Below are 12,468 nucleotides of genomic sequence, written 5' to 3'. Positions count from 1 at the left end.
AAAAAACAAAAAAAGACTCCCGATCAATCGGGAGTCATCATGTGACGGATGGTAGTAAGCGGAAAACGACAGGCAAACAAGAACCTCTGCGTTTCGCTTCCACTCTCCAACCCCGAAGAATGTATCGCATGATGAATGGCAGGTCTCCTGGCTGGCATGTCTCTCTTCTGTCCATCCTTCCCGCCTAAGGCAGTGGATAATTACGGACAGTCGTCAATACCATCAGTTGCGGGGGCAGCTCCGTTTTTAGCGGATTCCCTTTTAAACCGTTATAGGTACCGATTCATCAAAATACTATATATAGTGTCTTATGTACAAGTTATACCCTAACATGTTGTGTGTAAACTGTAAAGAACTAAAAAAGTTCGCAGTTCAGAATTGGACTTCTGAACTACGACTTTATTGTTTCAGCGGAACTCACCCACGCAATCGATCTTCTGGATCCGTAGGGGTTTCCTCCCAACATTCCGCGCCTTTTAGGCCAGGAATGCTTTCGGCTTTGAATACTGGATTTTTCCCTTGGCGTCTTTGAGCAGTGAAGTCGTCGAGGACTTGAAAAGCCACTTTTCCGAGAAGTAGGATGACGATCAGATTCAGAATTGCCATTACACCCATGAAGAGATCGGCCATATCCCATACGATTTGTACTTTTGCTACCGCGCCGAAGAATACCATAACGAGAACTAAGATCTGATATAGTAATTTCCATCCTTTATTTGCATTAATGAACTCGATATTCGTCTCACCGTAATAATAATTACCGATGACAGAACTGAATGCGAAGAACATGATCGCGACCGCAATGAAATACGGAGCCCATGCCCCGACATGCACTGCCATCGATGCCTGCGTCAGCAAAATTCCATCCGTTTCACCAGACTGATATAGTCCGCCAAGCAAGATGATGAATGCCGTAGCCGAACAAATTATAATCGTATCGAAAAATACACCAAGACTCTGTACGAGCCCTTGTTTTGCCGGGTGCGAAACATTGGCTGTCGCAGCAGCATTCGGCACACTACCCATACCGGCTTCATTGGAGAATAGTCCTCGGCGAACCCCTTGCATGATCGCCATCCCAATTCCACCGCCCGCAATTTCCTTGATGCCAAATGCATGTTCAACAATCAACATGAACATGGCAGGAACCTGCGTAATATTCATGACAACGATAAACAACGCAACCAGAATGTAGAATACTGCCATCACGGGAACAATCGTCTGCGTCACTTTGACAATGCGCTGGACACCGCCGAAGATGATGATGGCTGTAAGTACTACCAATCCGAGACCGACACCCCAATCTGGAATACCGAAAACATTCATGAAGGATTGGCTGATCGTATTGGATTGTACTGCGTTGAAAATGAAACCGAAACATAGTGTCAACAAAATAGCAAAAGCGATTCCTAGATTCCGCTTTCCGAGCGCTTTCTGCATATAATACGCTGGTCCACCGCGGAACGTCTCACCATCTTTTACTTTATACACTTGCGCGAGCGTACTCTCGATGAATGCGGTCGCCATTCCAATGATCGCAATAATCCACATCCAAAACACCGCGCCGGGTCCACCAATTCCAATTGCAAGGGCGACCCCTGCCACGTTACCAGTCCCGACACGCGAAGCCGCACTGATGGTGAACGCCTGGAAAGGTGAAACTCCGTCATTCCCTTCCTTCTTTTCCACGATCAAACGAAACATTTCACGGAACAAACGCACTTGTACAAATTTCGTGCGAATCGTAAAATATACCCCAGCTGCGAGTAAAAGTCCTATTAAGATATACGTCCAAATAAAGTTATTCGCCGGTCCTACCAGCCAGTCCAAAGCATTTTGAAACATCTGACCACCTCCTTGTTTATCTATACCCTGCTAACTATCCGAATACGCATCGCAAAGCAAATAATCTCGCACTGACGAAACCGGATTTTATCAGTATACTATATCACAAGAATAAATCGCTGTTTTTTATTTCTGACATCAAATGGGCAGTCTCCCTGCAGAGCAGCCCGGATGCATTCGCCATCAACTCAACCAGCGTCTTGCTGCCGTCGTCTAAAGCACGCAGTTCAGAGAACCACTCACTCAATTCCCCGCACGTACCTTTTTCAATCGCCCCTGAAATGACGAAGACAGGAACTCCGCAAACTTTCGCTGACTTCGCAACTCCCAGCAATGCCTTGCCATCCAGCGTCTGGCGATCCGTCTTGCCCTCGCCCGTCAAAATGAAATCAGCAGATTGTATATGCTTTGCGAATTCAATGGCCTCCAACACTACTTCAATCCCGCTTTCCAATCGCGCCCCGCAATAAGCCAGCAAAGCGCCTGCACTACCTCCCGCAGCTCCTGCACCCTTCAGTTTATGGAGACGCATACCAGTAAGTTTGGCTGTTTTATTCGCAAAATGAAGCAATCCTTCATCCAGCAACTTCACCGCTTTTGTATCTGCTCCTTTTTGCGGTCCAAAAATGTACGAAGCACCATTTTCACCGACGAAAGGGTTTTCCACATCCGATGCAATCCGAATATCCGTCGTTACCAAACGCTTATCCATCTGCGACGCATCTACTTTATCGATGAGGGAAAGCGAAGAGCCGTTCATCTGCAGCAACTTCCCCTGCGCATCAAAAAACCTGACACCTAGCGCTTCCAACAAACCGGTTCCTCCATCATTCGTCGCACTTCCTCCTAAACCGATGATCAACTTGCGATGCCCTTCATCAAGCGCATGGCGAATCAATTCTCCCGTGCCAAATGTCGAAGCCTCCATCGGATTCAATTCACCAGGCCCAAGTAACATCAGCCCAGAAGCTTGCGCAAGTTCCACCACTGCCGTCTCCCCATCACCGAGTACTCCAAGTTGCGCTTCTACTAAATGCCCGAGGGGGTTGCGTACAGTAAATGTTTTATACACGCCTCCCGTTGCAGATATAAGAGCCGACAATGTGCCTTCCCCGCCATCTGCGACAGGCAAACACACTGTCTCCGCTTGTGGAAATACCTTTTTGACACCTGTCTGCATCGCTTCTGCAGCTTCCTCGGCTGTCAAACTTCCTTTGAATGCATCAGGCGCAATGATTACTTTCATCGTCTCACCCCCTTTTATTGGTAGTGTAGCAGATTTACAAAGAACAGACATTTCGAAACTGATATTTTCAATTTTTCTGAGAGTACGATATAATCAACGGCAAGTACGAGAGGTAAGCTAGGTGAACTTTCAGAAAGGAGAATGAACAATGAATAGTAAAATGTTTGTTCTACTATTGGTTATCTTAGTGATCAATACTTTGCGATATGGGTCCTATCTTCTAGAAGGGTCAACAAGTACATATTATTTACTATCCTTTTGTTTAAACTTGTTCGCTTTGATTGGAGTCATCCTGTCAAACATAAAAGGACGTATTAAAAATACTGATGGGAACGGAAGCACGGAAAGAAAACAGAGATAAATAGCTTGATGAGGCCAACATAATAATTCCTTGTGTGGAATAACACGTGTAGGAATACAAGGTATTTAGATAACTTGAAAAAGGAGTGTGCAGGATGAATAACTACCAAAAACGTTCCGTGTATATTTCAATTATAGTTCTTGCTTTCTTTTTAGCATTATCCTTAATTACACATCAATGGGGATTCTTTTTGTGGAGTCTATTGCCTGTTTTTATTGTTTTGATGACTGTGTTTTCCAGCAAGATCAACAAAGGAAGCGGTAATAATTGAGAAGTTTTATTCACCTGCCGGACTTGATAAACGGATAAGCACAATCCCTATCAGTTCCAGATTGCAATATACAATTATCTTGCGTATAGATACCTTTTTAAATAAATAACTAAGGTGTGATGAGATAAATATGATTTATTTCGGGGTGGGATCATCTTTTTGGCCAACGTTCTTCCTTTTTTTATTCGTTGTTTGGCTGCTGTTTTTTTCGTTTAATGCCATTATGAGAAAAATCCTTAAAGTTAAAAGGAAGAAGTTATTTTCAGATAACCATATGAATGCATTGCATAAAAAGATTGATTGGACCATTCGAATTGTCTTTATTGTTGCTATCATAGTCGGAAGCATCGTCAATGTATCAAGACTGCCATCGGATCCAATCTTGTTTTTAGAACCTTACATTTTACTGTTTGCATTAATTTTCATAACTGAAATCGTTACAGCTATTATGGAATGGAAGTATGCAGAAAATAAAAATGCTTACATTTTAACAACTTCTCAATTAGTTCTTCTTGCAATGCTCTTACTTTCAATGTATTTGACTGATTTTTTCGGCTTGTTTGGGTAGACTTAAAAATATACACATACAGTACTATTGAAGCCAATTTTCTTAAAAGGTTTTACCATAACAGACAGTAAATTAAATAATTTACGTAAAGGAGCATCTCGATATGGAAATTAGTCAATATTTGCAACGAATCGGTCTAAAGGACATAAAAGGGATAAGTATTGAAACGCTTTCCCAACTTCAGATGCAACATATGCTGCATATTCCCTTTGAAAATTTAGATGTGATGCACAATGTTCCGATTCCCTTAGACGTAGAAACGTATTACAACAAAATTGTACTGAATCAGCGCGGCGGTTTTTGTTATGAATTAAATGGGCTATTCAACTGGTTACTGCAAGGGCTTGGCTTCAACAATCATTTGATAGCTGGAACCGTGAGAACCCCCAAAGGCACTTGGGCAAAAGAAGAAAGTCATGCCGCCCAGATTGTCCAACTAGATCAGCCTTATTTAGTCGATGTAGGATTTGGCGACTCTACTAGAATGCCACTCCCCTTAACAGGCGAACCGCAAGAAGACGTCAGCGGGGTATACCGTGCAGAAAAGATAGAAGAGAGTATTTTTGACCTGCAAAGAAAAGGTAACGATGCTGAATGGAATACGTTGCTTCGCTTTGACATAACTCCTAAAAAGTTAATGGACTTTGAAGAGGCATGCCATTTTAATCAAACCTCCCCCGATTCCCATTTTACGAACAAAGAACTCATCACGATTGCCACTTCGGATGGCCGGATTACACTTTCAGGGGATACTTTAGTCGTCACTCACAATGGGGAAAAACAAGAGACAACCGTTCACAACAGCGAAAGGGCTGCTGTTCTGGAACGATACTTCGGTATTCATCTTAAGGAATCATGATATACTCTTTCATTAGGCTGACATGTCCCCAAAATGGTTGGTCGCATTCCCCTACCAATGAAAGAACATGTTTCAGCATCAGTCCACTACAAAGAAATGCAGCTTATTATGTATTGGACAATCGAAAAGAAGCCGGCAGTAGCATGTTAGAAACTTAAGAAAACAGAGGAAGGATTGATTTATATGGAGAAAGTTACACCATTTTTAATGTTCCAAGATGGCAATGCAGAAGAAGCAATGAATTATTACACATCACTTATTGAGGACTCGGCAATTACAAGCATCACCCGCTACGGAGCGAATGAAGCCGGGGATGAAGGAACGGTGATGCATGCGACCTTTTCTTTGAAGGGGCAGGAATTTATGTGCATCGACAGTAATTTAAAACATGAATTCTCCTTCACTCCTTCGTTTTCAATCTACCTCACTTGCACTTCGGAAAAGGAGCTGGACGATCTTTACGGGAAACTGATCCAGGATGGACAAGCTCTTATGCCGCTGGATGACTATGGTTTCAGCAAGAAGTTTGGCTGGCTAAATGATCGGTACGGTATTTCCTGGCAATTAAATCTTCCGTAATAAATAAAGGAGGCTCCAGAATCAACTGGAGTCTCCTTTTCTTACAATATATACTTATCGATTTTCAATACAAGCTCGGCAATTTCCGGCTTGCTCACTTGATCGTCCGCCCCGACGCTCAATCCTTTATGCTTAAGATCGTCCGTGATTAGCGAAGAGAAGATGATGACCGGCAATCCAGCAAGCTTCGGATTCTCGCGAATTCGTCTCGTAAAGTGATGGCCGTCCATTTGCGGCATCTCGATATCCGTGATGACGAGCTGGACTTCTTTTTTCACGTCGATCCCTTGTTCCACAATGCTTTCCAAATAATCGAAAGCATCTTTACCGTTCTCATAAAAGTCCAAGTTGCCATAGCCTGCTTCTTGCAACGTATCATTCAATAATTTACGCAACAGAGGTGAATCTTCTGCAATCAAAAGACGCTTGTCAGATCGCTCTCGTTTGCCTAATTTCTTCACCTGGTCCACATTTATGCCCGCGTCCGGATTAATATCGAGAATAATCTTTTCGAAATCCAGCAATAACAGCATTTCGCCGTCTAACTTGATGACACCGATGACTTGGGAATTCTCGGCTGCATAGATGCCTGAAGGTTTCTCGATCTGATCCCATGAAATCCGATGAATCTGTGTCACATTGTGTACTTGGAAAACTACGGTCTGTTTATTAAACGAAGCGACGATATATTTTTCATCTGAAGGATTGCTTGAAGGAGCCATCCCTAAAATCTTTTCCATGTTGACGACTGGCAACACTTCGCCGCGTAACTGGACAATTCCCTCCACCGCAAAATGCGCGTGCGGAATCGGGGTGATCGGCAACGGCATAATAATCTCTTTCACTTTGATAACGTTGATACCGTAACGGTTGCCTCCCATTTCAAACCCGACAATCTCCAGCTCATTTGTACCACTTTCCAATAAAATCCCTGAATCGTTCGCCAACTTCTTCCACCCTCTCAGACGATTTGGTCTATCTATTTATCAAAAATTCACAGTATCGTATTCATTTTGGTGCCATAGGACTACTATACCATATGGATCACCTATCAATCTATGACAATACGAAGAAATATAGTAGCCCCTTTTATTTTGAAGGCTGCTTACCGAGTTGCATTACTCGTTGGCGCTCATCCGATTTATCAACCCACTTCACCAACTGGTCGACAGCCATCGGTCTCGCGAAGTAATACCCTTGGAAAATCAAGTCCGGCTGAAGATCAAGCAAGAACTCCACTTGCTCTAAGGTTTCTACTCCCTCGATGACGATTTTCAGATCCATGGATTGCCCGATGTTCAGGATGGCATTGAGCACGGCGCATTCTTTTGGCGACGCAGGAACTACATCCGTGAACGACTTATCGATTTTCAATGTCGTGATCGGCAATTGCTGCAGATAGGACAGCGAGGAGACACCCGTACCGAAATCATCCAGCGCTACCGCGAAACCATAGCGCTTAAACCTCTTCAATGCGGTCATGGCAAGCGTGATCGATTTCGCCGTACTCGTCTCCGTGATTTCCAGCTCAATCCGGCTTGGCTCGATACGGAATGCGTCCGTCTCTTTCCATAACACGTCCAATAAATGCGGCTCCGTTACGTATTCGCCCGGAATATTGATGGCGACTTGTGGAATATGCACACCTTGCGCGTCCCAGTCGTGAATCTGCCTGCAAACTTTATGGATGATCCAGTCGGTCACTTCCCCCATCCGTCCATCTGATTCTAAAAATGGTACGAATACAGCGGGCGATATCGGTCCGAGTTCAGGGTGATCCCATCGCAGCAGAGCTTCTACTCCGACAAATTCAGTAGTGGCGCCCTTCACTTTCGGCTGATACACAAGATGAAGATGCTCTTCCTCCATCGCTTTCGAAATATCCCGCAACACTTCTTGCTCATAGGACGTTCCATAAATAGCCGGGTCAAACGTAACCAAGCCCCACTCACGAGAAAGAGTCGCTTGATCGACGACCATCAGCGCTTCTTGGTACAATTGCTTTTTCGTTTTCCGCTGATCCGCTTTCGCTAATGCACACGTATAGCGCATCTCCTGTCGTTTGATCGGCAGCAATTGGTCAATCTCTCGTTGAAGAATGACCAGATTTTTATAGAAATCCGCCGAACGTCCGGATTGATTGACGCAGAATAAATATCGATTTCCACTTACCCGATATAATTGCGCGAACTTTGGCTTCCATTTCGACAATAGTTCGCCGATTTGCTGCAAGATCTTGTCGCCAGCCTCATAACTATATAACTGATTGACACGCTGCAAATCAGGGAAATTCCAGACCGCCACATCTCCTGCCGCTACATCATCCGTCAGTTCACGTTCCCAATTCCGTCGATTGGGCAGCTTCGTCAATACATCAAAATACTTCAGCCAATAGTCCAAATAGCCGTCAATATAGGTTGTCAATAACATGACGACCAGCAATACACCGACACCCACGCCAATAACCGAATTCAATAAAAGCATATGATTGACTGCTTGATCCATGAATGGCTGCCCGTTTTTTATATAATAGCGAGTCCCGAGCAAACCTAAATAATGCATGGCGGCTGGTGCCAACGTCAAACATAGTATGGCAATCCATTTTCCAGCAGTCGTGTTTTTCGGATTACCGATGAGCCGGAAGGTGATGTAAGAAAACAGGCCGACAATCACGTTCGCCACCAGAAGCAGTTGCCAGTCATGTTGGACCACAGCCTCGACTTCCATTGATTGCATACCCAGCACATGCATGGCCGTCATGCCTTCTGCAAACAGCACAGCCGCAATCGTATATTTCCAATTAGGTTTCATGGGGCCTTGAATAAGTTGGAATGCCAGGAAAGAAGCAATGATGGCCGGCAACATGGATAGAAAACTGGTCATGTAATTGACATGCATATCCAGCGGGAGCGATAAGGAGTTCATCGATACAAAATGAGTTGCCCAAATCCCAAAACCCATGGCCAACGAAGCCAGGATAAGCCAGATTTCTCGCTTAAAGAAGCTCGGTTTCTGCATCCGGTCATAAAGCGACAACGTGGTGTAGGATGTGAAGCCTATGACAAGTAGAGACAATAAAAGTATACCGATTGAATAGGTGCTCGGGATTTCAACATATTGTTGGTAGTCTGGTGGAGTAAACATATTGCCTCGCCTCCTTAGCCTATGACAAAAGGGGAAATTTCACTTCTTGGTGATTCTAAATGCTCATTCTCGTATAATGTCTATAAATCTAGTTAGTATTTATTATTTACTATATTCCTATTCTAGTCAACGACTTTTAGAGGGGTTTGTGTTGAAAAGTGGCGAGATTGGTAGAATTGTGGCTTTTATGGTGGACAGATCGTATCCCCCCAGACAAATTCCATCTCGGATATAGTAGAATATAGGAAATAGTAAAGGAATAGGAGACGATAAAATGCCGGTCTATAATAAATTGGTGCGCGATTTGATTCCGCAGATTATTGAACAGGATGGCAAGACGTGTGAGACGTATATATTGGAAGAAACTCCTTATATCACAGAAGTGAACCGCAAGATGTGTTAAATTAATAGGAAGCTGTTAAAGAATTAGCGGGTATGCCAAAATTAATTCTGGCAGCAGTAATTTTTTAGGGTGTGTTGGCCGAAGGATTGGAGGCAGTCCGTGCTGAGAAAGCCTCTAAACGTGGTGGGTGCAGGAACGATTTTATTTAGTAGAAATTAGGATGACTAAATTTTGTTTAGTGACTCGGAATTCACTTGATGATTTAAAAAGACTGAATATGGAAAACCGATAGGATTTACTGGATGACCGCACTCCTGATGAGATCCGGCTTCCATAAGGAACTCCCTGAATTAAGATATGTCATGAGAAGCAGTGCTGAAATCAATATACTGTTAGTGACTATTTTTCAACTACAGAATCTGGCTGTAAGCGAACATCTGGAGAGGAACCAGAAAAAGATGAAATAGACGTGAAGTTCCTTTCAACACTTTTGTAGCTGACCACTCCCCCAAATGAATACTTTGAGTATCGCCTGTCTCTTAATAAAAAAGAAACCCCCAAAAAATCTTTGCAAAGATTTTTAGAGAGTTTCTTATTATTTGATGAATTGTAATAGTAAAGTGAAGCACGGCACGTGACATTTTTAAAAAAATCTTGTGCAGTGCTGAATAAGCAATACATAAGTAGAAATCCACAAATTAAACTGCAATGCGTTCAGCCATGCTAAAGAAACCAGCAACAAGTGTTACATGAGACCTGCATCTAAGGTATTTATCGAGCAATTGTTGCGCATGTAGAACAATCTTTAAAAACTTACAATTCCCGATGCTATTGGAAGAAAAATATTTTCTATTGAGTTTGCAATTCTCTCCATAAGATTTTACCACTGCTGGTCGTTGGAAAACTATCTCTGAATTCAATAATGCGCGGATATTTATAACTTGCCGTCTGATTTTTGGACCATTCAATAATTTCTTCAGGTGATATTTGCCCTTTATATTTATCTTCTAAAATAATGAGCGCCTTTACAGTTTCTCCACGAAGTTCATCTGGGTGACGAACTACACACGCCTGCTGAACCGCCTCATGTCTGTACAGAATAGATTCTACTTCCGTAGGCCAAACTTTGTACCCGGCAGCATTGATCATTCTCTTCACGCGATCAACAAGAAAATAATATCCCTCTTTGTCCACTTTAACAATATCGCCTGTTCTGAAAAATCTCTTGCCATCAATCTTGACCTGACTTGCCTTTGTTTCTTCGGCTTGCCGGTAATATTCTTTAAACATCTGTGGAGCATTCACAACCAATTCGCCTTCCTCACCAACCTGGACTTCTTCCCCAGTCATCGGATCGATAACCCTTGCATCTACACCAAATGACGGTATACCCATACACTGCATTTTAGGCCGATGTGTTGGATTAAAATGTGTGTGGGACATCATCTCGGTTAACCCATACCCCTCCACATACTGCAATCCAACCCATTGCTTTAACTTTTCACCAACTGCTTCCGGTAACGTAGCTCCTCCGCCACCTACTATTTCAAGAGAAGAAGTATCATAGTTAGCCAGGTTAGGATTTGCCAAAAAGTCGATAAGCATGGTACTTATATTAATCCAGTGACTAACGTTAAATTTTTCTATCGCTTTTGCTGCGTATTCACGATCCCATCTTGTTAGTATAACCATTAAACTGCCTGATAGAATCGGACTTAACGCACTATGAGTGAGTCCTGTCACATGGAATAGCGGTAAACTGACCAATGTTACCATATCGGGACTCATCGACATCCAGTGATACGCACCGGTGACATTCGCTTGGATCGTCTCATTCGTGTGAACGCATCCCTTAGGCACCCCTGTCGTTCCCGATGTATAAGGAATCATCGCCATGTCACAGCTTTTCCCTTCATATGTGGAAGGTGTGATCTTTTCCTTTAACACTTCATTCCAAGATGTCGCCTTGGTTAATTCTTTTCTTCTTTCCTTCACTTCTGCAGGCAGATCTCCAAGTTCATTGGACTCCTTTATATATTCGCTATACGTTGCTGCGACGACTGTCTGTAAAGTGGTCGTGCCGATAAGCGATTCTATTTTCTGATATAACTCCTGTCCAATGAAAGCGACAGAAATCTCTCCATCTTCCAGAAAAAAGTCAAGATCTTCAGTTGTACTCATCGGATTTACAGGGATAACGACTCCACGAACGCGTAATATGGCGAACAAACTGATTAAAAACTGTGGGGAGTTTTGCATGAACAATAGCACTCGATCCCCCGGCTTGATTCCGCCTTTCGTTTCCAGGTATCCCGCGAACTGCTCAGATTCATCCATTATCTGTCGATAGGTTCGTGTCCCTCCATAAAATTCTATAGCTGTTTTATCTGGATACTTCTTTGAAGTGATTGCTAAATTATCAAAGATCGTAGTTTTGGGAAGAGTCAAAGTCTTGGATATCCTGGGTGGCCAAAATTCTAAATGGGCTTCAGTTTTCATCGAACCCCTCCTTGACGAGTAATGTAGTTATCTGCAGGGTAATACAATTCCATCCTTCACGTAAGGGGCAACCTGAATGATGTTTTTTTGGCTGACATATTCCACTTCACTCAAATAGCCCATTTTTTGGAGAGTTGCACCAACACGTGAGCTTGCCAGGATCCACTTACTATCTTCCTTATTGCTCTCATAAAACAACTTCGCTGCAAATGCACTATCTGTTAACTGAAGCGGCCCGCTGTACTTTGTGTGCAAACAAGAAATAAAAAAGCCTGCACCATAAAAGTCTTCTAGTGAAAATTGGCCAGCTGATCCTGAACAAACCAATAGGACGGTTTCGCCTTCGTAATTTTCTATTACTTTTTCAACGACCATGTCCGCATTAAGCAATGACGCCGCCCAGACTTTCTTCGCACCGGCTGCCTTTCGGATGGCTACCGTCCCATTTGTAGTGGATAGCACAACGTCTTTACCTTCTACCTGTTCAATAAGCACTGTGGGGAAAGGATCCAGAAACCCTTCTATGGTGTTTCCGTTAAACTCACCCGCTAAAACCGCTGTCTCTTCGTAATTACATACCAATTTTCGCGCTTCTTCTTCATTAATAGCAGGTATTACTGATTTAGCATTACGTGAAAGACTAGCAGCAATCGTTGAGGTGGCGAGTAGTATATCAAAAATTACAACTGTTTTATCAGACATGATCTTTTCAATGTTTATTTCTTCTTTAGTCAACAACAAATGAACTTTCAT

10 protein-coding genes, 1 pseudogene and 1 riboswitch are annotated in these 12,468 nt (G+C 43.1%); of the genes and pseudogenes, 5 read left to right on the top strand and 6 right to left on the bottom strand.

Annotated elements, in window-relative coordinates; genetic code table 11:
- Nucleotides 1-120: 120 nt before the first annotated feature.
- Nucleotides 121-299, bottom strand: a riboswitch (cobalamin riboswitch).
- Between the two features lie 118 nt (nucleotides 300-417).
- A complete protein-coding gene (locus MKY93_RS02215) occupies nucleotides 418-1,845 on the bottom strand; it encodes an alanine/glycine:cation symporter family protein (RefSeq protein WP_340758111.1) in 1,428 nt (475 codons plus the stop codon).
- A 103-nt stretch (nucleotides 1,846-1,948) separates the two neighbouring features.
- Nucleotides 1,949-3,091 (bottom strand): glycerate kinase, encoded by a 1,143-nt coding sequence (locus MKY93_RS02210; RefSeq protein ID WP_340758110.1) that lies wholly within the window; start codon nucleotides 3,089-3,091, stop codon nucleotides 1,949-1,951.
- A gap of 455 nt (nucleotides 3,092-3,546) precedes the next feature.
- Between MKY93_RS02210 and MKY93_RS02205 the strand changes: the two genes are divergently transcribed.
- The 4 genes from MKY93_RS02205 (at nucleotide 3,547) to MKY93_RS02190 (ending at nucleotide 5,729) form a co-directional block, all read left to right on the top strand.
- Complete coding sequence (locus tag MKY93_RS02205) at nucleotides 3,547-3,723, top strand: hypothetical protein (protein WP_176132523.1); 177 nt, start codon at nucleotides 3,547-3,549, stop codon at nucleotides 3,721-3,723.
- 130 nt (nucleotides 3,724-3,853) lie between these two features.
- Complete coding sequence (locus MKY93_RS02200; RefSeq protein ID WP_221837896.1) at nucleotides 3,854-4,291, top strand: DUF4181 domain-containing protein; 438 nt, start codon at nucleotides 3,854-3,856, stop codon at nucleotides 4,289-4,291.
- A gap of 103 nt (nucleotides 4,292-4,394) precedes the next feature.
- Nucleotides 4,395-5,150: an arylamine N-acetyltransferase family protein gene (locus MKY93_RS02195; RefSeq protein ID WP_221837899.1), complete on the top strand. Its 756-nt coding sequence runs from the start codon at nucleotides 4,395-4,397 to the stop codon at nucleotides 5,148-5,150.
- A 183-nt stretch (nucleotides 5,151-5,333) separates the two neighbouring features.
- The gene (locus MKY93_RS02190; RefSeq protein WP_078817467.1) at nucleotides 5,334-5,729 is read left to right on the top strand and encodes a VOC family protein; all 396 of its coding nucleotides are present in this window, start codon (nucleotides 5,334-5,336) and stop codon (nucleotides 5,727-5,729) included.
- A 41-nt stretch (nucleotides 5,730-5,770) separates the two neighbouring features.
- Here MKY93_RS02190 and MKY93_RS02185 read toward each other — a convergent pair whose 3' ends face one another.
- Together MKY93_RS02185 and MKY93_RS02180 are read right to left on the bottom strand one after the other, a co-directional pair.
- Complete coding sequence (locus MKY93_RS02185; protein WP_078817468.1) at nucleotides 5,771-6,676, bottom strand: chemotaxis protein; 906 nt, start codon at nucleotides 6,674-6,676, stop codon at nucleotides 5,771-5,773.
- 142 nt (nucleotides 6,677-6,818) lie between these two features.
- The gene (locus MKY93_RS02180; protein WP_078817469.1) at nucleotides 6,819-8,873 is read right to left on the bottom strand and encodes a bifunctional diguanylate cyclase/phosphodiesterase; all 2,055 of its coding nucleotides are present in this window, start codon (nucleotides 8,871-8,873) and stop codon (nucleotides 6,819-6,821) included.
- Between the two features lie 274 nt (nucleotides 8,874-9,147).
- Between MKY93_RS02180 and MKY93_RS20385 the strand changes: the two are divergent.
- Nucleotides 9,148-9,508, top strand: a pseudogene (locus tag MKY93_RS20385) (nucleoside triphosphate pyrophosphohydrolase).
- Between the two features lie 557 nt (nucleotides 9,509-10,065).
- Here the strand turns inward: MKY93_RS20385 and MKY93_RS02170 are convergent.
- Together MKY93_RS02170 and MKY93_RS02165 are read right to left on the bottom strand one after the other, a co-directional pair.
- Complete coding sequence (locus MKY93_RS02170) at nucleotides 10,066-11,715, bottom strand: long-chain-fatty-acid--CoA ligase (protein WP_340758108.1); 1,650 nt, start codon at nucleotides 11,713-11,715, stop codon at nucleotides 10,066-10,068.
- 27 nt (nucleotides 11,716-11,742) lie between these two features.
- A complete protein-coding gene (locus MKY93_RS02165) occupies nucleotides 11,743-12,468 on the bottom strand; it encodes a 2-phosphosulfolactate phosphatase (protein ID WP_340758107.1) in 726 nt (241 codons plus the stop codon).

The sequence above is a fragment of the Sporosarcina sp. FSL W7-1283 genome (assembly GCF_038003105.1).
Lineage (GTDB): Bacteria > Bacillota > Bacilli > Bacillales_A > Planococcaceae > Sporosarcina > Sporosarcina newyorkensis.
This window is presented reverse-complemented; position numbering and strand designations above follow the sequence as displayed.

What these genes read in the sequence shown, in the direction of transcription:
- MKY93_RS02215 (WP_340758111.1), bottom strand. Translation starts at nt 1,845, where the DNA reads ATGTTTCAAAATGCTTTGGACTGGCTGGTAGGACCGGCGAATAACTTT.
- MKY93_RS02205 (WP_176132523.1), top strand. Translation starts at nt 3,547, where the DNA reads ATGAATAACTACCAAAAACGTTCCGTGTATATTTCAATTATAGTTCTT.
- MKY93_RS02210 (WP_340758110.1), bottom strand. Translation starts at nt 3,091, where the DNA reads ATGAAAGTAATCATTGCGCCTGATGCATTCAAAGGAAGTTTGACAGCC.
- MKY93_RS02190 (WP_078817467.1), top strand. Translation starts at nt 5,334, where the DNA reads ATGGAGAAAGTTACACCATTTTTAATGTTCCAAGATGGCAATGCAGAA.
- MKY93_RS02165 (WP_340758107.1), bottom strand. Translation starts at nt 12,468, where the DNA reads ATGAAAGTTCATTTGTTGTTGACTAAAGAAGAAATAAACATTGAAAAG.
- MKY93_RS02170 (WP_340758108.1), bottom strand. Translation starts at nt 11,715, where the DNA reads ATGAAAACTGAAGCCCATTTAGAATTTTGGCCACCCAGGATATCCAAG.
- MKY93_RS02200 (WP_221837896.1), top strand. Translation starts at nt 3,854, where the DNA reads ATGATTTATTTCGGGGTGGGATCATCTTTTTGGCCAACGTTCTTCCTT.
- MKY93_RS02195 (WP_221837899.1), top strand. Translation starts at nt 4,395, where the DNA reads ATGGAAATTAGTCAATATTTGCAACGAATCGGTCTAAAGGACATAAAA.
- MKY93_RS02180 (WP_078817469.1), bottom strand. Translation starts at nt 8,873, where the DNA reads ATGTTTACTCCACCAGACTACCAACAATATGTTGAAATCCCGAGCACC.